Annotated in this window: 18 protein-coding genes and 1 pseudogene; 8 read left to right on the top strand and 11 right to left on the bottom strand. The window is 64.7% G+C overall.

Annotated elements, in window-relative coordinates:
• Positions 1-6 precede the first annotated feature (6 nt).
• Positions 7-2,367, bottom strand: a complete 2,361-nt coding sequence (locus tag ACODSR_RS16080; protein ID WP_489077647.1) for a putative bifunctional diguanylate cyclase/phosphodiesterase — start codon at positions 2,365-2,367, stop codon at positions 7-9.
• A gap of 65 nt (positions 2,368-2,432) precedes the next feature.
• Entirely contained in the window at positions 2,433-4,208 is a 1,776-nt protein-coding gene (locus ACODSR_RS16075; protein ID WP_489077646.1) for a fatty acyl-AMP ligase, read from the bottom strand.
• 147 nt (positions 4,209-4,355) lie between these two features.
• On the opposite strand from ACODSR_RS16075, the gene ACODSR_RS16070 reads away from it, so the two are divergent.
• From ACODSR_RS16070 to ACODSR_RS16055, 4 genes and pseudogenes are all read left to right on the top strand, one after another.
• The gene (locus ACODSR_RS16070; protein ID WP_489077645.1) at positions 4,356-4,880 is read left to right on the top strand and encodes a regulatory protein RecX; all 525 of its coding nucleotides are present in this window, start codon (positions 4,356-4,358) and stop codon (positions 4,878-4,880) included.
• A 47-nt stretch (positions 4,881-4,927) separates the two neighbouring features.
• Positions 4,928-5,464: a DUF192 domain-containing protein gene (locus tag ACODSR_RS16065; protein WP_489077644.1), complete on the top strand. Its 537-nt coding sequence runs from the start codon at positions 4,928-4,930 to the stop codon at positions 5,462-5,464.
• Positions 5,465-5,661: 197 nt separating this feature from the next.
• Positions 5,662-6,060 carry an NADH:ubiquinone oxidoreductase subunit NDUFA12 gene (locus tag ACODSR_RS16060; RefSeq protein ID WP_489077643.1) on the top strand — a complete coding sequence of 133 codons (399 nt, stop codon included), beginning with the start codon at positions 5,662-5,664 and terminating at the stop codon, positions 6,058-6,060.
• A pseudogene (locus tag ACODSR_RS16055) lies at positions 6,039-6,464 on the top strand (DUF2155 domain-containing protein); the annotation flags it as partial. The gene ACODSR_RS16060 and the pseudogene ACODSR_RS16055, both read left to right, overlap by 22 nt.
• Positions 6,465-6,499: 35 nt before the next feature.
• On the opposite strand, the gene aat reads toward ACODSR_RS16055, so the two are convergent.
• A complete protein-coding gene (gene aat / locus ACODSR_RS16050) occupies positions 6,500-7,249 on the bottom strand; it encodes a leucyl/phenylalanyl-tRNA--protein transferase (protein WP_489077680.1) in 750 nt (249 codons plus the stop codon).
• Positions 7,250-7,352: 103 nt separating this feature from the next.
• On the opposite strand from aat, the gene ACODSR_RS16045 reads away from it, so the two are divergent.
• Both ACODSR_RS16045 and ACODSR_RS16040 read left to right on the top strand, forming a co-directional pair.
• Positions 7,353-8,450, top strand: coding sequence for a potassium channel family protein (locus ACODSR_RS16045; protein ID WP_489077642.1), 1,098 nt, complete (start codon positions 7,353-7,355; stop codon positions 8,448-8,450).
• Positions 8,451-8,497: 47 nt separating this feature from the next.
• On the top strand, positions 8,498-9,727 hold the full coding sequence (locus tag ACODSR_RS16040) for a dipeptidase (protein ID WP_489077641.1): 1,230 nt from the start codon (positions 8,498-8,500) through the stop codon (positions 9,725-9,727).
• A gap of 167 nt (positions 9,728-9,894) precedes the next feature.
• Here the strand turns inward: ACODSR_RS16040 and ACODSR_RS16035 are convergent, their stop codons facing one another.
• The 3 genes from ACODSR_RS16035 to cysD are packed head-to-tail and all read right to left on the bottom strand — an operon-like array spanning position 9,895 to position 13,474.
• Positions 9,895-10,650 (bottom strand): 3'(2'),5'-bisphosphate nucleotidase CysQ, encoded by a 756-nt coding sequence (locus tag ACODSR_RS16035; protein WP_489077640.1) that lies wholly within the window; start codon positions 10,648-10,650, stop codon positions 9,895-9,897.
• On the bottom strand, positions 10,647-12,563 hold the full coding sequence (cysN, locus tag ACODSR_RS16030) for a sulfate adenylyltransferase subunit CysN (protein ID WP_489077639.1): 1,917 nt from the start codon (positions 12,561-12,563) through the stop codon (positions 10,647-10,649). The genes ACODSR_RS16035 and cysN overlap by 4 nt, the downstream gene beginning before the upstream one ends.
• Positions 12,563-13,474 carry a sulfate adenylyltransferase subunit CysD gene (gene cysD / locus ACODSR_RS16025; protein ID WP_489077638.1) on the bottom strand — a complete coding sequence of 304 codons (912 nt, stop codon included), beginning with the start codon at positions 13,472-13,474 and terminating at the stop codon, positions 12,563-12,565. Before cysD ends, cysN begins: the two co-directional genes overlap by 1 nt.
• A gap of 87 nt (positions 13,475-13,561) precedes the next feature.
• Between cysD and ACODSR_RS16020 the strand changes: the two genes are divergently transcribed.
• The gene (locus tag ACODSR_RS16020) at positions 13,562-14,650 is read left to right on the top strand and encodes a helix-turn-helix transcriptional regulator (protein WP_489077637.1); all 1,089 of its coding nucleotides are present in this window, start codon (positions 13,562-13,564) and stop codon (positions 14,648-14,650) included.
• A 130-nt stretch (positions 14,651-14,780) separates the two neighbouring features.
• On the opposite strand, the gene ACODSR_RS16015 is transcribed toward ACODSR_RS16020, so the two are convergent.
• Positions 14,781-15,788, bottom strand: a complete 1,008-nt coding sequence (locus ACODSR_RS16015) for a S66 peptidase family protein (RefSeq protein WP_489077679.1) — start codon at positions 15,786-15,788, stop codon at positions 14,781-14,783.
• A gap of 26 nt (positions 15,789-15,814) precedes the next feature.
• Positions 15,815-16,258 carry a cupin domain-containing protein gene (locus tag ACODSR_RS16010; protein WP_489077636.1) on the bottom strand — a complete coding sequence of 148 codons (444 nt, stop codon included), beginning with the start codon at positions 16,256-16,258 and terminating at the stop codon, positions 15,815-15,817.
• Between the two features lie 53 nt (positions 16,259-16,311).
• Between ACODSR_RS16010 and dapE the strand changes: the two genes are divergently transcribed.
• Positions 16,312-17,451 carry a succinyl-diaminopimelate desuccinylase gene (gene dapE, locus ACODSR_RS16005; RefSeq protein WP_489077635.1) on the top strand — a complete coding sequence of 380 codons (1,140 nt, stop codon included), beginning with the start codon at positions 16,312-16,314 and terminating at the stop codon, positions 17,449-17,451.
• A 7-nt stretch (positions 17,452-17,458) separates the two neighbouring features.
• On the opposite strand, the gene ACODSR_RS16000 is transcribed toward dapE, so the two are convergent.
• From ACODSR_RS16000 to mltA, 3 genes are all read right to left on the bottom strand, one after another.
• A complete protein-coding gene (locus tag ACODSR_RS16000) occupies positions 17,459-19,144 on the bottom strand; it encodes a putative bifunctional diguanylate cyclase/phosphodiesterase (RefSeq protein WP_489077634.1) in 1,686 nt (561 codons plus the stop codon).
• 100 nt (positions 19,145-19,244) lie between these two features.
• Complete coding sequence (locus tag ACODSR_RS15995; RefSeq protein WP_489077633.1) at positions 19,245-19,778, bottom strand: Smr/MutS family protein; 534 nt, start codon at positions 19,776-19,778, stop codon at positions 19,245-19,247.
• Between the two features lie 11 nt (positions 19,779-19,789).
• Entirely contained in the window at positions 19,790-21,043 is a 1,254-nt protein-coding gene (gene mltA, locus ACODSR_RS15990) for a murein transglycosylase A (RefSeq protein WP_489077632.1), read from the bottom strand.
• Between the last annotated feature and the right edge of the window lie 7 nt (positions 21,044-21,050).

The following is a 21,050-nucleotide window of genomic DNA, read 5'->3' as shown; positions in this document are numbered from 1 at the left end:
CCGACTCTAGGCCCGCGCCCGCTCCTGCTGCGGCGGGAACAGGCCAATTGCGTCCCGCGCGGCCATGGGGCGACCGAAATAATAGCCCTGCACCTTCTTGCAGCCCAGTCGCCGCACCATTTCCAGCTCAACCTCGGTCTCCACGCCTTCCGCTGTGGTCGCCATGCCCAGACTGTCGGCCAGCGTCACGACGGCGCGGATGATCGCCAGGCTTTCGGGCGTATTTTTCGACGCGCCGACCACGAAGCTGCGGTCGATCTTGATCGTGTTGAAACGGGTGCGGCTGAGATAGCCGAGCGAGGAATAGCCGGTGCCGAAATCATCGAGCGACAACTGGATGCCAAGGCCAAGCAACTGGTCCAGCACCCGCAGAGCGCCCGCATCCTCATTCATGAACACGCTTTCGGTGACTTCCAGCTCCAGCCGTCGCGCTTCCAGCCCGCTTTGCGCCAGTGCCGATATGACCGCCGCCACGAAGCTGGGGTGAGTCAATTGTTCGGCCGACACGTTGACGGCAATGCGCACATCGTCGGGCCAGCGCATCGCTTCCATGCAGGCCGTGCGCAGCACCCATTCGCCGATCGGCGCGATCAGCCGCGCCTCTTCGGCGACCGGCACGAATTTCACCGGCGAAATCGGCCCCATTTCCGGGTGGGTCCAGCGCACCAGCGCCTCAAAACCCAACACCGCGCCGCTGATCGCATCGACCACCGGCTGGTAGAGGACATGAAGCTGATCCTTGGCCAGCGCCTCGCGCAGCGCCAGTTCGAGCAGTCGCCTTTCTTCCGCCTTGGCATGGAGTTGCGGTTCATAGGCGCAATGCAGCCCGCCGCCCTCGCCCTTGGCCCGATAGAGCGCCAGGTCCGCACTGCGGATCAGGGATTCCGATTCACGCCCGTCCATGGGCGAGATCGCCGAGCCGACCGATGCCCCGACATAAAGCATATGCTGATCGACCTGATAGGGGGCGGACAGCGCTCCAATGATGGCCGAGGACAATTGCCCGATACGATGGCTGTCAGCCACGGTGGGAATGACGACGCCAAATTCGTCGCCGCCGATACGCCCGCAAAATTCCGGGCCTGAACAAATTTGCCGCAGACGGCGCGCGACCTGGCTGAGCAGCTTGTCGCCGGTCTGATGCCCCAGCGTGTCGTTGATCGCCTTGAACCGATCGAGGTCGATCATCAGGAAGCCGCAGCCCGACGTTCGCCCCTGCGTCGCGGCCATCGCCTGATCCAGCACTTCGCGCAAATGGCTGCGGTTGGGCAGGCCGGTCAGCGGATCGAAGCGCGCCAGCATGGCGATCTTGTCCGCCGATTCGCGCTGCGTCGTGACGTCCGACGCGACGCCGCGAAAGCCCAGAAATATGCCGTTTTCATCATGGCGGGGCGAGGCGGACAATTCCCACCAGCGGGTCTGGCCCTGCACCTCGACCGGAAGGACCAGATTGCTGAAACTTTCGCGCCGCTTGAGATGGTCAGCCAGACTGTGCAGCCCGGCAGCGAATCGACCGCTTTCCCAGCCGCTACCAGCCAATATCTGGACCAGGGGTTCCCCTTCCAACTGGGCAGGCTCCAACCCCATGGTTTCGGCAAAGCGCGCAGAAACGCTGCTGATCCGACGCAGCGGATCGGTCTGCCACAACCAGTCGGCCCCGCCGCCCTCATATTCGCGCAGCAGCAGGCTGACGACTTCACTCTTTTCCTCCAGCTGCACCGTGGTGCTGTGCTGGCGCGCGAAGGTGCGGGCATAGATGACGCAGCCGACCAGTAGCGACAGCGCATAGCTGGTCGCCAGCGCGCGCAAAGGTAACTGACCACCGTCGTGGAACATGGCGAAAAGCCCCGCGATGCAGGGCAAGAGGAAAGCCGTAGCGGACAGCGGCGTCGCGGCATAGCTGATAGCGCCGCACACCATGATGCAGCTGATCACCGTCCAGAGCGCAACCAGCTCCTCCGTTTCACCCGATTGCGAAACAAGGACCATGCAGGCCGCCCACACTATGCCTTGCAACAGCGCGCCAAAGCCATGTCGGCGCAGATCGCGGGCCGTGAGGCCGATATTATTGGCTTTACGGCGGCCACGGTCGATCACGACCCCGACCAGGGTGCAGCCGATCAGCGCAACGCTCCACAGCCCCAGCATGACCGGCGAACAGCAATGAACAAAAACCTGCCAGATGAACAGCAGGGCGCACAGGTTCATGACCTGCCGCAGCAGGGCCACGCTGTCTGCGGTGCGCAGCTGCGATTCCAGCACCCGCGTTCCCGCGTCGCCACTTACACAGCAAAGACCCATCATCGCGCGCAGTGATGCACGCGCTTGGCGATCCGGTTCGGCGATATGGTCCTGCTTGCTACCCACGATCCCGCGATAGCAGCCATGGGTTATGATTTGGTAAGCCCGACGACCGCAAAGCGGCCGAGCGGTCAGGCCGCGATGTCGTAGGGTCGGATTTCACCGGTCAGATAGAGGTTGCGCGCCTTGGACCGGCTCAATTTGCCGGAGCTGGTGCGCGGCAGGGTGCGTGGCGGCACCAGTTCGACGACGCAGTTCATGCCGGTAATCGCGCGGACCCGCTCACGGATCTGGTCGCGCAGGCGGGAGCGTTCGTCATTGTCGGACGTGCGGCAATGGACCAGCACGGCGGGCGCTTCTTCCCCGCCCGGCGTGGTGATGGCGAAGGCGGCGATGTCGCCCTGCTTGAAGCCGGGAAGCTGCTCCACGGCCCATTCAATATCCTGCGGCCAGTGATTCTTGCCGTTGATGATGATCATGTCCTTGGCGCGACCGACGATGTAGAGATAGCCGTCGCTCAGATACCCCATATCGCCCGTGTCGAGCCAGACGCGGCCAGATGCATCGGGCGCCATGCAGGCGTCGGTCGCGGCCTGATCCCGGAAATAGCCGACCATCAGCGATGGCCCGGTGGTCCAGACCTTGCCGATCTGGCGCTCGTTCAGCGGGCCGCCATCCTCATCACGGATTTCCACGGTCATGCCGCGCGCGGGCTTGCCGCAATTGACGATGGAGCGGAAGCGCTGCGGGCGGCCTTCCGTCGCATCGCCACCTGAAAGATCGGTTTCCTCGACCAGTTCGACGATGATCCCTTCGCCCGGCGGCATGATGGTGACGGCCAAAGTCGCTTCGGCCAGGCCATAGCTGGGCAGGAAGGCGTTGGGCGAGAAACCGGCGTCGGCAAAGGCATCGACGAAGCTTTGCATCACGTCAGGGCGAATCATGTCCGCGCCATTGCCGGCCAGTCTCCACCGGGACAGGTCGAACCGGTCCTGCGCCTTGGTCTGGCTGGACATGCGACGGGCGCAGATGTCGTAGCCGAAGGTTGGCGAATAGCTGATCGAGGTGCCGTCATTGCGGCTGATCAGGTCCAGCCACGCCAGCGGACGGCGGGCAAAATCCTCGGTCTTCATATAATCGGTCGACACCTGATTGGCGACGACCGACAGGAAGCAGCCGACCAGCCCCATGTCATGATACCAGGGCAGCCAGCTGATGCAGCGGTCGCTGTCCTGCACTTCCATGCCATGGCTGTGCGCCGCCAGATTGCTGAGCAGCGCATGATGCGTCACGGCAACGCCATGGGGGAAGCGGGTCGATCCGCTGCTATATTGCAGATAGGCGATGTCCTGCGTCTGCGCCTGCGGCAGATCGGCAGGGATCACGTCGCGGGCGATGAAATCCTCGAATGCGATGCTTTCGACATTCTTCTGGCGACCGGATTCGCCAGCCATTTCAGCCAGTTCCTTGGGGAAGAGGAAAAGCATCGGGTCGCAGCTGGAAAGCTGGACGTTGAGCTGGTCGATATAGCTTTCCTTGCCGCCAAAGCTGGTCGGCAACGGCAGCGGCACCGGCCAGGCACCGGCATAGATGATGCCGAAGAAGAGCTGGGCGAAATCGACACCGGTTTCGGCGACCAATGCTACCCGGTCCTGCGGCTTGACGCCGTGAGCGATCAGGCGATGGGCGCAGCGAAGAGCGTCGCTGCGCAGCTCGCTGAACGGATAGGGCCGCGCCAGATTGCCACGGGCATCGTGGAAATTGAGGCCGCGAACGCCCTGCGCCGCATAGTCGAGCGCCTCGCCCAGCGTCTCGAAGTCCGAGAAGCGGCGCGGCAGATCATCAGTGGTCGGCGTCGGTGCCATCATCTCTTGCGAACCCGTCATATTGGTTTCACCCAATGTCATAAATTATGTGATCGGCGCGCCGCTATCATCTTTGACCGCGACATGCACCGGATATTGCATTCCAGTATCCCTTGTAGCGCACAAGGCACGGTGAAATTCCGGCCCGACTGTGGCATAAACATGGCGGCTGACGCATGATAGCGCGACATGACCAGCAAACGCCCCCGCCCGCCGCTTGACGAGGACAGCCTGCGCGAAGCCGCGCTGCGCTATGTCAGCCGGTTCGCGACCAGCCGGGGCAAGCTGCTCGCCTATCTGCAACGCAAGGTCAAGGAACGCGGCTGGGGCGGGGAACAGCCCGCCGACCTGCCTGCTTTGGTCGAACGGCTGGCGGCGCTCAGCTATGTCGATGACAGCCAATATGCGGTGATGAAGAGCGCGGCGCTGGGCCGCCGGGGCTATGGCGCGCGCCGGATCAACGAAAGCCTGCGCGCAGCGGGCATTGCGCCGGCCGACCGGACGGATGCGGACGCGCAGGTGGACGCCGAAACCTGGATCGCGGCGGAACGCTATGCCCGGCGCAAACGGGTCGGCCCCTATGCCAGCACGGTGCCGGACCCAAAGCAGCGGGAAAAAGCCATCGCCGCCTTCCTGCGCGCAGGCCATAGCTATGCGATCGCGCGGCGCTGGGTCGATGCCGCGCCCGGCGAAGTACCGGAGGCAGAGGAATGAGGGTTAATCCACTCCCCATGAGCCTCGAATCGCATTAGGCAGGCGGGATGACGCGCTTTCCTGCCCTGATCGCCCTCGCCCTTCTGGTCGCCTGTTCCACCCAGCCCCAGCCGGTCGAAAACAATGCCGCCAGCGCAGCGGCCCCCACTGCGCCGCTGCCTTTGGTGATCCAGACCGAAAAGGGCGCGCAGCGCTTCACTGTGGAGGTTGCCGCGACCCCGCAGCAGCAGGAAGCGGGCCTCATGTTCCGCAAGTCACTGGCCGACAATGGCGGGATGCTCTTCCCGATGGACCCGCCGCGCACGGCGAGTTTCTGGATGAAGAATACGCTGATCCCGCTCGACATGCTCTTCATCCGCACCGACGGGACCATCGCCTTTATCGGTGCCAACACCGTCCCTTATTCGCGCGAACCGGTGTCGGCAGGGGTGCCGGTCGCCGCCGTGCTGGAGCTGCGCGGTGGGCGCGCGGCGGAACTGGGGATCAGGGAGGGCGACCGTGTGCAGTGGGGTCCATGCACGCAGGCCGCACCGCGCAAGCAGGGCACGGTAGGCGGCTCCGATTTCTGCCCGCCAGTCCTTTAGGAGAGCATCCAATAACATCCGTTCGGGCTGAGCCTGTCGAAGCCTTGTCCTTCTTCTCATGAAGTGCGGCCCTTCGACAGGCTCAGGGCGAACGGAGATGTGGTGAATTGGTCCGGTTCGTTGCATCCCAATCCGACGTGCAATTCTCGCATATCCGCCTTGCCAATCCCCCGTTGCAGCGGCTAAGCGCGTGGGTCATGGGAATTCTCGGCAAGATCTTCACCTGGTGGGATGGCGCGACCATCGGCACCTCGCTGTTCACCGCTCGCAAGGGCCAGAAGATCGGCGAGGATATCCAGGGCAATGTCTATTATGAAGGCGGCAGCGACGTCCATGGCGTGCCGCGCCGCTGGGTGATCTATAACGGCGCGAATGACGCGAGCCGGGTGCCGGCCGAATGGCATGGCTGGCTGCATCACACGATCGAGGGGACGCCCGAAAGCTTCCTGCCGCCGCCGCGCATCTGGGAACGGGAATTCACCCCCAACGCCACCGGCACCGCGCTAGCCTATCGCCCGTCCGGCGCGATGGAAAAGGGCGGCCTGCGCCAGAAGGCGACTGGCGATTATGAGGCATGGAGCCCCGACGCATCATGATCCGCCGTCCGGCGGGGGCTTGGCTGTCGATCCTGCTTGGCGCGCCGCTACTGGCTCTGACCGCCTGTGGCGACAATGACGTGCCTGCCGCCAACCAGACTGGCCCAGTCCGGGTGCAGGGCACGCCGATCCGGTCAGGCGATGCCGCCACCCTGCCCGGCACGCCGATGGCCGAGCGCACGGCAGTGATCGGCCTGCTCAACAAGCGCAACGGCCTGACCCGCGACCTGACGATGAAGCCGGGCGAAGCGATGCGCGTGGGCGACGCGATCGTGCGCTTGCAAGCCTGCGAAACCAGCGCGCCATGGGAAAATGTGCAGGAAACCGGCGCCTTCGTGCAACTCGACGTACGCAGCAGCGCCGACGGCAAATGGCGGCGCAATTTTTCCGGCTGGCTATTCCGCGAACGGCCCGACCGCAATGTCGTGCAGCATCCGGTCTATGACGTGTGGGTCAGAAGCTGCGCGATGGCATGGCCCGAAAGCGGCCCCGATTCAGTGAAGATCGGCGGCAAGGGCGAACCGGTCGCCGCCTCCCCTGCCAGTGGCGCGAACGCCAGTTCCGCTGCGACGCCAGCGCCTGCCGACAGCACGCCCGCCCCTGCCCCCAGCGACACACCCTCGACCGCTGCGCCCAGCAACTGAAGATAGTCGCGCTGGGCGATCTCCACTGCGCCGAGCGAGTGGAGGTGGTCGGTCATGAACTGGCAGTCGAGCAAGGTGAAGCCGCCAAAGCGCAGCCGCGCCACCAGCCAGGCCAGCGCGACTTTCGACGCATCGGTGCGCCGTGACACCATCGATTCGCCAAAGAAGGCGCGGCCAAGCGACACGCCATAGAGGCCGCCGACCAGTTCCTCCCCTTCCCAGACTTCCATCGAATGGGCAAAGCCATGGGCGTGGAGTTGGCGGTAGGATTGTTCGATCGGGCCGTTGATCCAGGTCGATGGCCGATCCGGTGCGGCCTCTGCACAGAGCGCCACGATCCCGGCGAAATCGCGGTTGGCGGTCACCCGAAAACGGTCGCGACGCAGCGTTCTCGACAGTGAGTGCGACATATGGAAGCCGTTGAGCGGCAGGATCGCCCGGCGCTTGGGTTCGACCCAATAGACCTCCTCCGCCTCCCGATCGTCGGACATGGGGAACACGCCGATGGCATAGGCTTGCAGCAGGAGCAGCGGGTCGATCGTCATCACGCTACGCTCTAGCGCGAAGCATCCCGCCGGTCATCACCGGACTCGACAGGATCGCGCAAAAGCGCCACCACTATGCGGGCTTCGGGGGGAAGCAGGGACCATGGCACAGGACCGGACGGGCAGCGACGCCGCCAGCCTCTTTGCCTCGCCAGCACGGCTGCTGGTGGGGACGCTGATCTTTGTCGGCATCGTCTTTGTCGCGGCGGTATCGGCCTATGTCGCGGCGGGCTGGCCGGTCGCGGACGCCGCCTATATGGTAACTTTAACAATATTTTCAGTGGGTTATGGCGAAGTCCGGCCGATCACCACGCCCTATTTGCGCGCCGTCACAATCGCCACGATGGTGCTGGGCTGCACCGGGATGATCGTGCTGACCGGCGCGCTGGTGCAGATGTTCGCGGCCATTCAACTACGCCGATTGCTGGGACTGGATCGTATGCAGACTTTGATCGAACGGCTGAACGGCCATGTGGTGATTTGCGGCTTTGGCCGGATCGGCGTGCAACTGGCCAAGGAACTGCACGCGGCGGGCACACCCTTTGTCATATTGGAGCGTGACGGCGGCAAGATCGCCGAGGCGCAGGCGCTGGGCTATCTGTGCCATCGCGGCGAGGCGACCGAGGAAAGCGCGTTGCGCACCGCCCGCATCGACCGGGCGAAAATATTGGCGACAGTCCTGCCCGACGATGCTGCCAATGTGTTCATCACCCTGTCGGCCCGCAGCATGAATCCGGGCCTGGAGATTATCGCGCGCGGCGAGGCACCGACCACCGAAAGCAAGCTGCTGCACGCAGGCGCGGACAAGGTGGTGCTGCCCACCCATATCGGCGCGGAGCGGATTGCCGAAATGATCCTCTATCCCTCGACCGCCGGGTTCGTCGCCAATTCCGCCGAGATGGGCCAGATGAAGCGCGGCCTGCACGAATTCGGGCTGGAACTGGAAATGGTGGTCGTGCCGGACAAGGGCGCGATGACCGGCGTGACCGTGGGAGAGGCCGAACGGCGCGGTCGGGGCGCCTTCTTCGTCGTTCAAATCGACCATGCCAATGGCAAGAGCATCCAGCATCCCGGCGAGGAAGTGCGGCTGGAGGCGCAGGATCAGGTGCTGCTGGTGATGCGCGGCAGCCGCGTGTCGGCAGGCGCGATCTTCACCGCCCCGGCGCAGCGTCAGCGCACCGGGAGGACCTTCTTCGGTTGACGCGCCGGCGATTGACTTGGGGGATCGCGCGCCTACCCTCTCGCCCCATGAAAAGCCTTCGTCTCGCGGCGCTGCCGCTGCTGCTCGCTGCCCTGCCCGTACAGGCCGCGCCCGACCCCTATGCGGCGCGGATCGCCAAGGTGCTGAACGCCACGCCACTGATCGACGGGCATAATGACTGGCCCGAAGCGCTGGCGGAGAAGGCGAAGGATACGCGCTGGACGATGGACCTGACGCAGCTGGACCCGGCACAATATCATACCGACATCAAGCGGTTGAAGGCGGGCGGCGTCGGCGGGCAATTCTGGTCGGTCTGGGTGTCGGCGGACCTGCCGCAGGTGCAACAGGTGAAGGACACGCTGGACCAGATCGGCATGGTCCATGCGCTGGCTGAGCGCTATCCCCGCGATTTTACGCTGGTGACGACGGCGGCGCAGTTGCGCGCAGCGCACAAAGCAGGGCGAATCGGGTCGCTGATCGGGGTCGAGGGGGGCGGACAGATTGACGGCAGCCTGGCGGTGCTGCGCGCCTATCGCGGGCTGGGCGCGGCCTATCTGACCCTGACCCACAGCCGCACGATCGACTGGGCCGACAGCGCGACCGACAACCCGAAGCATGACGGGCTGACGCCCTTTGGCGAGGATGTGGTGCGCGAACTTAATCGCCTCGGAATGCTGGTGGATCTGAGCCATGTCAGCGAGGCGACGATGCTGGACGCGCTGCGGACGACGAAGGCGCCGGCGATCTTCTCCCACTCCAACGCCCGCGCGCTGTGCGACACGCCGCGCAATGTGTCGGACGCGGTGCTGAAGCAGGTGGCGGGCAATGGCGGCGTGGTGATGGTCAATTTCGCGGCGCAATATGTGTCCGAAGCCCGCCGCGTCTGGGGCGCGGATCGCAGCGCGGAGATCGCCCGCTATAATGCGCCGCCCTTTGGTGGGTTGTATATCGGCAATCCCGACGGTGCGGCAAAGGCGCTGGCGGCGTGGGAGGCGGCGCACCCGGAGCCAGTGGCGACGATCGGACAGGTGGCCGACCATATCGAGCATATCGCCAAGGTCGCGGGCCATGACCATGTCGGCATCGGCAGCGATTTCGACGGGGTGGGCGATCTGCCTGAAGGATTGAGCGGGGTGGAAACTTACCCGGCGTTGTTGGCGGAGCTGATGCGGCGCGGGTGGAGCGACGCGGATGTCGCCAAGCTGGTCGGCGGCAATGTGCTGCGGGTGATGGCTGCGGCGGAGAAGGTGAGTAGCTCCCTTACCCCTCTCCCTTGAGGGAGAGGGTTGCGGAGACTTGGCTGCTTGCAGCCCTAGTCGCAGCTGGGTGAGGGTGTAGCGGCGTCAGAGGGGCGCGCACGATCCGCGGCGAACCCCCTCTTCCAACTTCGCCTAACCCGCTACGCGGGTAAGGTTTCGTATCCTTCTCCCCCAAGGGAGAAGGGTTATGCCGCCTGCACCTGCGCCACCAGCGCCAGTACCTGTTCTGCATGCTCCTTCCGGCAGATCAGCAGGTCAGGCATGTAGACGTCGCGCTGGTTGTAGATCAACGGGCTGCCGTCGATACGGCTGGCGTGCAGGCCGTGGGCAAGCGCGACGGCGGCCGGGGCCATGCTGTCCCATTCATATTGCCCGCCTGAATGCAGGTAGATGTCCGCCTGCCCCAGGATGATCGCCATGGCCTTCGCCCCGGCGCTGCCCATCGGCACCAGTTCTGCGCCCAGCTTCTCCGCCACTGCCACCGCTTCGGCGGCGGGGCGGGTGCGGCTGACGACCATGCGGAGTTGATCGGGGGCGGGCGGCACCACGCGCGGCTGGTCGGTGCGGATGACGACGCCGCCATCCAGCCCCGGCAGCGCCACCGCGCCAATCGCCGCCTGCCCGTCGATCGCCAGGCCGACATGCACCGCCCAGTCGGCGCGGGCCTCGCCATATTCGCGGGTGCCATCGACCGGATCGACGATCCAGACCCGCGACTGGCTCAGCCGGTCCTCATTATCCTTTTCCTCTTCGGACAAGAGGCCGTCCTCCGGCCGCACCTCCCGCAGGGCGTGGCACAGGAACTGGTTGGCGGTCTGGTCGCCCGCCTTGCCCAGCGCCTTGGGACTGAACAGCCCCGATTCTCGCACGTCGAGCAGGATTTTTCCCGCAACCTCCGCCAGATGGACCGCGAGTTCCGCGTCGGTCATACCGCCGCTCATGGGATCAGCCTCGCGACGATGGCGTCGGCGGCTTCCTCGGCGCTCATCGCCACAGTGTCGACGCGGATTTCCGGGTCGAGCGGGGCCTCATAGGGGCTGTCGATGCCGGTGAAGTTTTTGAGCTGCCCCGTCCGTGCCTTCTTATAGAGACCCTTGACGTCGCGCGCCTCGGCATCGGCCAGCGGCGTGTCGATATGCACCTCGATAAACTCGCCCGGCTGCATCATCTGCCGCACCATGTCGCGTTCCGAACGGAAGGGCGAGATGAAGGCGGTGATGACGATCAGCCCCGCATCGGTCATCAGCTTGGCGACTTCGCCCACCCGGCGGATATTTTCCACCCGGTCGGCATCGGTGAAGCCCAGATCCTTGTTCAGCCCATGGCGAACATTGTCGCCGTCGAGTAGGAAGGTGTGACGGTTCATGCGCGCCAGCTTCTTTTCGACCAGATTGGCGATGGTCGATTTGCCCGCACCCGAAAGCCCGGTGAACCACAGCACGGCTGGCTTCTGGTTCTTCAGGCCCGCATGGAAATCGCGGCTGACGTCGGTGGCCTGCCAATGGACATTCTGCGCCCGGCGGAGCGAGAAGTGCAGCATCCCTGCAGCGACCGTGGCGTTGCTGATCTTGTCGATCAGGATGAAGCCGCCCAGCGTCCGGTTCTGGGCATAGGCCTCGAACACGATCTGCTTGTCGGTGGACAGGTTGGCGACGCCGATGGCGTTCAGATCCAGCGTCTTGGCCGCCAGATGCTCCATCGTGTTGACGTTGACCTGATATTTGGGCTGCTGGATGGTCGCGGTGACCATCTGCGTGCCGATCTTGAGCCAGTAGGAGCGGCTCGGCAGCATCTCCTCATCCGCCATCCACACGATGGTCGCCTCGAACTGGTCGGCGGCCTGGGGCGGATTGTCGGCGAGTGCGATGACATCGCCACGCGAACAGTCGATTTCATCGGCGAAGCAGAGCGTCACGGACTGGCCAGCGACCGCCTGATCCAGGTCGCCGTCCATCGTGACGATCCGCGACACGGTGCTGGTCTTGCCCGATGGCAGGACGCGGATGGCGTCGCCGGGCTTGACTGTGCCGGTCGCGATCAGGCCGGAAAATCCACGGAAATCCAGGTTCGGGCGGTTGACCCATTGCACTGGCATGCGGAAAGGCTTGTCGGCGTCGATCGCGCTGTTGACCTCGACCGTTTCGAGATGCTCGATCAGCGCCGGGCCGGTGTACCAGGGCGTATTTTCCGACGGGCCGGTGATATTGTCGCCCTTGAAGCCGGAAATCGGCATCGGCGTGAAGGCGGTGATGCCGATGCTGGCGGCGAACTCGGTATAGTCCGCAACAATCTTGTCGAAGATCGCCTGATCATAGCCGACCAGATCCATCTTGTTGACGGCCAGCACGATGTTGCGGATGCCGATCAGGTGGGCAAGATAGGAGTGGCGACGGGTTTGCGTCAGGATGCCCTTGCGCGCGTCGATCAGGATGACGGCGAGGTCTGCGGTCGATGCGCCGGTCACCATGTTGCGGGTATATTGTTCATGGCCGGGCGTGTCGGCGACGATGAACTTGCGCTTTTCGGTAGCGAAGAAGCGATAGGCGACGTCGATGGTTATGCCCTGTTCCCGCTCGGCGGCGAGGCCGTCGACGAGCAGTGCGAAGTCAATCTCCTGCCCCTGCGTGCCGACGCGCTTGGAGTCGGCCTGCAAGGCTTCGAGCTGATCCTCGAAGATCATCTTGCTGTCATAGAGCAGGCGGCCGATCAGCGTCGACTTGCCGTCGTCCACCGACCCGCAGGTGATGAAGCGCAGCATCGTCTTGTGCTGATGCACGTCCAGATAAGCGTCGATATCCTCGGCAATGAGGGAATCGGTCTGATAGACTGAATCGTTGGTGATGATGTCCGACATCAGAAATACCCCTCCTGCTTCTTCTTCTCCATGCCCGCGCCGCCGGCATCCTTGTCGATCGCGCGGCCCTGCCGTTCCGACGTGGTCGTCAGCAGCATTTCCTGGATCACTTCCGGCAGGGTGGCAGCCTCGCTCTCCACCGCACCGGTGAGCGGATAACAGCCCAAAGTGCGGAAGCGGATCGAGCGTTCGACCGGCACTTCGCCCGTTTCGAGCGGGAAGCGGTCGTCATCGACCATCAACAACATGCCGTCACGCTCCACCGTCGGGCGCTTGGCCGAGAAATAGAGCGGGACGATCGGGATGTCGTTCAGATGGATATATTGCCAGATGTCCAGCTCGGTCCAATTGGAAATGGGGAAGATGCGGATGCTCTCGCCCTTGGCTTTGCGGGCGTTGTAGAGGTTCCACAGTTCCGGGCGCTGGTTCTTGGGGTCCCAGCCGTGGGAGGCGGTGCGGAAGGAGAAGATGCGCTCCTTGGCGCGGCTCTTTTCCTCGTCGCGGCGCGCGCCGCCAAAGGCTGCGTCGAAGCCGTAGAGGTTGAGCGCCTGCTTCAGCCCTTCGGTTTTCCACATGTCGGTGTGCAGCGCGCCATGGTCGAACGGGTTGATGCCCCGGTCCTTGGCTTCCTGATTCTGATAGACCAGCAATTCCATGCCGCTTTCCTGCGCCATCCGGTCGCGCAGCTTGTACATTTCCTGGAATTTCCAGGTCGTGTCGACATGCAGCAGCGGGAAGGGCGGCGGCGAAGGATAGAAGGCCTTGCGCGCCAGATGCAGCATCACGGCTGAATCCTTGCCAACGGAATAGAGCATCACTGGCTTTTCTGCCTCCGACACCACTTCCCGCAGGATGTGGATGCTCTCGGCTTCGAGTCGCTCCAGATGGGTCAGGGTTTTTGCGTCTACCATGCGGTCCTCAGCTTGTTTGTAGGCATCTTATGGCATCAAGACCGAATCGCTGTACCTCCCATATGGGAGGATGTATGAACTTCTCTCATGCGACTGGATGATGGCGGACTTTTGGCGGCACTGCATGAGGGGATGTTCCAGCAACCGCTGTGGCATGATTTCCTGGAAAAGTTGCGGCTGCGCACCGGCGCTGTCTATACCATGCTGGTGTTTCGCCCGGTCGACAAGGATGCGATCGTCGAGCTGCATGCCGGGCCACCGCCGCCGACCGATCTCTACGCTCTGTTCGTGGGGAAATATGGGCGTGACCCTTTCCCCTATCGCCATATGCGCGAAGCGCGGGTCTATACGCTGGCCGAACTGCTGGAACAGAACGATCCGGTCCAAAGCGGTTTCCACCGCGAGGTCATGCTGCCCCAAGGCATAACCGACATGCGCTCTATCCGCGTCACCGAACCCAGCGGCGTGGACGGTCGGCTGACCTGCGCGGGCGGGCGGTCCATCGGGCCGGCGGTCAGCGCACTCCTGACCGCGCTGGCACCCCATTTGCGCATCGCTCTCCGCGCCTTCGTCGCGCTGGAGCGGGAGAAGTTGCGATCGACCTTGACGTCTGAAGCGTTTGGGCGACTCAATTTCGGCTGGCTAACGCTCGATGCGCGCTGCCGCATCATCGACATGACCGCCCATGTCGAACAAACATTCCAGCGCACCAACGTGCTGCGGCGCGGGCGCTATGACCGGCTGACCCCGGCGTCGCCACTGATAGACCGCGAACTGACCGCGCTGGTCAAACAGATGGCGGTTGATCCCGACAGCCGCCCGCGCGCCATCAACCTGAGCCGTGATCCATGGATGGACATATTGGTGGCGCCGATCCGGGGACGGTCGGTGTCGGCGGGATCGACCCCGGTGGCAATTGCGTATCTAAGCGGCGATCGCTGGTCGCAGGCGGACCGGTGCGAACAGTTGGTCGAACTGTTCAGCCTGTTGCCGAGCGAAGCGCGACTCGCCTGGGCGATCGCGCAGGGTATCCCCATCAGCGAGGCCGCCGCGAACCTGGGCATCACGGTGGAAACCGCGCGCAATTACAGCAAGAAAATCTATGCCAAAACGGGTGCGCGGGGTCAGGCGGAACTGGTGCGGATCGTGCTGACCAGTGTGCTGGCGATTGCGTGAGATGGGGAAGGCCCGATGACTACACCATGATCCGTTCGTTTCGAGCGAAGTCGAGAAACCTGCGCGCGACGTTTCTCGACTTCGCTCGAAACGAACGGTGACGCGGCTTCTACCCTCTAACGACCATGACTCACACCACCCCCGCCTCCAGCAACCGGATCGTTCCCGCCCCCGCATCAATCTCCGCCTGCACGCCGACGGGCAGGCTAAACTGATTGGCCACATGGCCGAACAGCGCGCCCTGAAAGGCCGGGACGCCTAGCGGCGCCAGATGCTGTTGCAGCACTTGGGACAAAGTGAAGCCGCCATAGGAGGGACCAGCGGCGGTGCAGCCGCTGCACTGGCCGAACACCACGCCCGCCAGTTTCCCCAGCACGCCGCCCAGCGCCAGCTGGGTCAGCATCCGGTCGATGCGATAGGGGGCTTCGTCAATATCCTCGATAAACAGGATCGCGCCGGTGAAGTCAGGCAGCCAGCCAGTCCCCATCAGCGCCGCCAGCACGGTGAGGTTGCCGCCCAACAGCCGCCCGCGCGCCACGCCGGGGCGGAAGGTGCGGATGCGGCCCGTGCGCTGGACCAGCCGTTCCTCCATGCCCGGCGGATTGGCGAAGGTCGGGGTAGCCCCGTCGAACGCCACGGCGCGGAATGCATCCCAGGACAGTTTGCCCCAGCTGCTCGCGGCATTGGGTCCATGGATGGTGGTGAAGCCCGCCTTCGCCGCGAAGGCGAGATGCAGCGCGGTAACATCGGAAAAGCCGACCAGCAGCTTTGGATGGGCGCGGATCGTCGCGAAATCGAGATAGGGCAGCAGACGCGCGCACCCCCAGCCGCCGCGCACCGCGAATACGGCCTTGACCGACGGGTCGGCATACATGGCATTGATGTCCGCCGCCCGGTCCGCATCCTTGCCCGCCAGATAGCCATGGCGCTGCGCCAGATGCGGGGCGTCCTTGGGTTTCAGCCCCATGGCGAGGATCGTTTCGCGCACCAGATCGAGATCGAACCCGTCATCGGTAAAGCCCGCCGGTTCGATCAGCCCGACCGTGTCGCCGGGACGCAGACGCGGCGGCTTGACCAGCGCTGGCGGCGCAACCGGGGGTGCCTTGGCGGCGACCAGCAATGCGCCCATCCCGGCCATCAATGCGCGGCGATCCATGGCAATCGTCAAAAGCTGCTCCTGTCCTTGCGCCGATAGCCGCCACCCGTCCACAACAGATCTATGTCGGGATAATGGCAATCCCCCGTTGGCGGACGACCAAAGGCCAGAAACACGCAATCGCCATCGCTTTCGTTCAGCAGATGATGGCCGTTCGCTTCACCCTTGGGAAAGGCCGCCATATCGCCTGCGCGCATGAGCGTGCGGGCCTCATCCTCGACCAGCACCGCCTCCCCCGCCAGCATGACGACAAATTCATCCTCATCCTCGTGCCAGTGACGTTGGGCGGAGGCGCCGCCGGGTTTCAGCACGACATGGCTGACGCCAAAGTCGGTCAGGCCATGGGCCGGTCCCAGTCGCCGCACCCATCGCTCTGCCACGGCCGCGTCATGGGGGGCGGGATAGCCGGTGCTGTTGGTCGGCACGATATGCTCTAGCGCGATCCGGGGCATGACCTGTCCTCCTGCTGCTGGCCAAGCGGTCCTCCATTCGCTAACGCCGGGGCATGACCATGACCAGAGCCAATGATGATGTGGTGGCGCTTGCCCAGCGCCTGCTCGCCTGCCCGTCCGTAACCCCCGCGACCGGCGCGGTGTTCGCCGCGCTGGAGGATATGCTGGTGCCCCTGGGCTTTACCGTGGACCGTTTCATCGCGGGAGAAGCACCTGACGGGCCGGTCGAAAATCTGCTGGCGTGGCGCACTACCGGCGCGGGGCCGCATTTCGCCTTTGCCGGGCATCTGGACGTAGTGCCGCCCGGTCCCGGCTGGACCAGCGATCCGTTCGTGCCGCAGGTACGCGGCGACCTGCTCTACGGACGCGGCGCGGTGGACATGAAGGGATCGATCGCCGCCTTCGTCGCGGCGCTGGCCACCCTGCCCGACGATCTGCCCGGCACGATCAGCCTGATCATCACCGGGGACGAGGAAGGCCCGGCAGTCTATGGCACGCTGGCGCTGATGGAACGGATGGCGGCGCGCGAATTGCGCCCGGACCTTTGCGTCGTCGGCGAACCGACATCGTCCGCGCGGCTGGGCGATGTGGTGAAGATCGGACGGCGTGGGTCGGTCAATATGTGGATCAACGTCGCAGGCACGCAGGGCCATGTCGCCTATCCGCATCTGGCCGACAATCCCGTGCCTCGCCTGGTCCGTATCCTCGCCGCGATCGACGCACTGGTGCTGGACGAAGGGACCGACTGGTTCCAGCCCAGCAATATCGAGATAACCGACATGGAGGTCGGCAACCCGACCACCAATGTCATACCGGGTGCCGCAAATGCGCGCATCTCCATCCGCTTCAACGACCAGCATAGCGGCGCGTCGCTGGTCGACCGCATCAGCGCGATCGCGGCGACCGAAGGCGGCACGGTGATGGCCAAGATCAGTGGAGAACCCTTCCTGACTGCGCCCGGTACATTGTCCAGCTTGGTGTCGGGTGCGATTCGACAGGTGACGGGCGTGGACGCGGAACTGTCCACTACGGGCGGCACGTCCGACGCCCGCTTCCTCTCGCGCCTGTGTCCGGTCGTGGAGTTTGGCCTGAACAATGCGACCATGCACAAGCTGGACGAGGCCGTCGCGGTGCAGGATCTGCGCGATCTGAAGGAGATTTACCGGCTGGTCGTGGAACGGGCGTTGGGCTGAGGAGAAGCTATCCCGCCCCACGCTCCAGCGCGGCGGGCTGCGCCGTATAACGGCTCAGATAATCCTCTTCACCCGTCGGCATCGCCAGATGATAGCCCTGAAACAGGGTGCAGCCGATGACGCGCAGCATGTCCATCTGCGCCTGGTTCTCAATGCCTTCGACGACCACTTCCATCCCCAGCCCCTGGATGAGGCCCACGACAGCGGAGCAGATGGTTCGCGCTTCGGCCGATGTCGCGATGTCGCGCACCAGGCTGCGGTCGATCTTGACCCGATCGACCGGCAATTCCTTCAGCCGCGACAGGTTGGAATAGCCAGTGCCGAAATCGTCGATGGCGATGCGCACGCCGTCGCGGCGCAGCGCGGCAAGCTGGTCCAGCACGCGCGGCTCCATCTCCATCGCCAGCGATTCGGTGATTTCCAGCTCCAGCATCCCTACCGGCACCTGATGCGTGGCGATGGCGTGGCGCAGGCGCAGGAAAAAATCGGCCTGCCCCAGTTCGCGGGTCGAGATATTGACGGCGATCCGTTGATGGATGCCGGCGCGGGACCAGCGGGCAGCGGTTTCGCACACCCGGTTCATCACCCAGTCGCCCAGCGCGACGATCGCGCCGCTTTCCTCCGCCACCGGCACAAACGCGCCGGGCATGACGATATTGCGTTCGGGATGCGCCCAGCGCACCAAGGCTTCGGCAGTGACCGCGCGGCCGGTCAGGACGTCGATCTGCGGCTGGAACTCCAGCAAAAATTCGTCGCGTTCCAGCGCCAGCAGCAGGTCGCGCTCCAGATCGGCCCGGTCGGACGCCTCCAGCGCCAGCGCGTCGCTATACATTTCCGCACGGCCGCGCCCCTCATGCTTGGCATGATACATGGCGATGTCGGCGGCGCGCAGCAGGGTGGAAAGCGTGTCGCCATGGTCGGGATAGCAGGCGATGCCGATCGACGCACCCAGATCGACATGCTGGCTGCCAAGGTCGAACCGTTCGCTCAGCGCAAACTGGATGGCGCGGGCGATCCGAGCGGCGGCATTGTGGCCGGACAAAGTGGGGAAGAACATCGTGAATTCGTCACCGGCGAGGCGACCGATGACCGCATCGCCCATCCCCGCGCCGATCTGCGCCATCACCACTTCGCGCAGGCGGCCCGCGACGCGCGCGAGCAACTGGTCGCCTGCGGCATGGCCCAGCGTGTCGTTGACGCTTTTGAACCCGTCAAGATCGATGAAGAACAGGGCGGCCATGCCCCCATCCTCGCGCTCGGCAAGCAGGCGTTCGACCTGACGGCAGAAGCTGGTGCGGTTGGCAAGGCCCGTCACCTGATCGAACAGGGCAAGCGCCTGGACATGGTCTAGATTGGTGCGGACCTGACTGAACAGGCTTTCGAGCGCGACCGACAGATCGGGCAGTTCCAGCCCGATTTCGCGCGGCACGCGCGACTGGAGATCGCCATGGGCGGCGGCGAGCAGGCGTTCGGTGGCGGCGTCGATCGCGGTGGCAGTCGTCGCAATGGTGCGGCTCGCGGAAGCCCAGCTCATCGTGCCGCAAAGAATGGCGATGATCAGCGCGCGGCCAATCTGGACGATGTCGTCCTGCGCGCCCGGCGTGTAACCCAGCACCAGCGACAGAATGAACACCAGCGCCCCTGCGGCGCAGGCAAAGGCAGCAGCGCGGCTTTTCAACGTAACGCCGTGCATCTGCCTCCTTACCCCCGCAAGTGATCCCGAAAGAGGATCATGATCCGCTGGATATGAAGGACGGTGGTTAAGAAAAGATCAGCGAAAGCCGCGAAAGCCGTTATTTTTTCCGGCGTAAAACTAGGTAAAGCGCGCCATCGCCGCCATGGCGCGGATGGGCGACGCGGACGCTGGCGATGCGGTCGGCGTAGGGGCTTGTTTCCAGCCAATGGCCGATTTCCGCGCGGATCGCGCCGCGCCGTGATGCCCCGTCCGCCGCGTTTTTGGGCGGCTTGCCCGTCACGATAAGGAGCACGCGGGCGTCCCGCGCCAGCCCCGACGCAATCGCCTGATTGAGCCGCACATGCGCCGCCGACAGGCTGTGGCCGTGCAGGTCGATGCTCATGTCCGGGTTGATCGTGCCGCCGCGAATCCGCTTTTCCCAGCCGCTATCCAGCACCGATGCGGGGGTGCGACTTGGTGTCGGGGCCGGGGTCAAGCGTGGGGGCGGCGTTAACCCTGTTTTGATCGCGATCGCGACCGGCTGGCTCGGCAGCGCAGGCATGACCCGGCCATGGGGGCGGATCGGCCGCACCGATCGGGTCAGCGCGGTCCAGAGCGCGGCTTCATCGGGGGACAGGTGCCGCCGCGCCATCGAACGACCGGTCAGGGCCGGACGAGGCGCGCCGCCGAGCCGATCGGCAGCAGCACAAGCGCGCTGCCGCGTGCCGACATGCCGCCGGCAATGCCCCGCGCCCGCGCGCCCGCGCCCCAGAAACTGTCGAAGCGGTTGGCCCCCTTGATCGCGCCGCCCGTATCCTGTGCGATCCACACGCCATTGGGTTCGGCGCGGTCGAGCGAGAGCAGCACTGGCGCGCCCAGCGGCACGAATTTGGGGTCGGCGGCAACCGTTCCCTCCGCCGTCACCGGCACGCCCAGCGCGCCGATCGGCCCTGCGCCGGTCAGTTCGCGAAAAAAGACAAAGCTCTTATTTTCGTTCATGATTCCCGCGCCCTCGACCGGGTTGGCGCGCAGATATTGCATGATGTCCTGCATCGACCCGGCCTGGATCAGGCCGCGATCCTTCATCAGCTTGCCGATGCCGCTATAGTCGCGGCCATTCTGCCCGTCATAGCCGATCCGCATGACGCTGCCGTCGGGCAGGTTGAGCCGCCCGCTGCCCTGCACCTGGAGGAAGAAAAACTCCACCGGGTCAGCCGCATAAGCCAGCTCCAGCCCGCGACCGGCCAATGCGCCCGCCACGATCTGGGCGCGTTCGTTATAGGGGATGAATTTGGTGCCGGACACCTTGCCACGGATCGTGCGACCTTTCAGGCTGTCGCTGAACTGGCCGAGATCGACGTCGATCAGGTCGGTGGGGCGGCGATAGATCGGCACCTCATAGCCGGGCTGGCGGGTGCGCGATCCGGCGATTTCCGGCTCATAATAGCCGGTGACGAAAGCCGCGCCGGGGCCGACCTGCACTGCTTCAAAATAGCGCGAGAAAAATTCGCTTGCACTGGCGTCGGGCCAGCTCGACGCCGCCGCGCAGGCATTGTTCCAGTCGGACCCCTTGGTCAGGCCGCTCTGGTCGGTGCGGCGCATCAGCGTGGGGCAGGATATGCGGAAGGCTTCGAGCGCCAGCCGCGACCTTTCGCCAGACGGTATCAGGCTGGCAATGTCGGGACCGCGCGTCACGCCAAGGCCCGCCGCAGTGCTGCTATCCAGCGCCGGATCGGCAGGCATTTCGACCGGCAGGGTCGGGCGCGGCGTAGCAGGGGTCGGGCGCGTCGCTTCGCCGGACGGCACAGGACGCGACGGCGTAGCGGGTCCGCTTGCCGAGGGCGGGATCATCCCGCCTGCGCACGCGGACAGCGCCAGCGCTGCGATCAGCGCGCCCGCCGAATGCCGGAAACTCATGCCGCGA

It is taken from the genome of Sphingobium sp. FG125 (genome assembly GCF_057809795.1).
The sequence above is the reverse complement of the archived record's forward strand: the minus strand, read 5'-3'. Positions and strand labels throughout refer to the sequence as shown.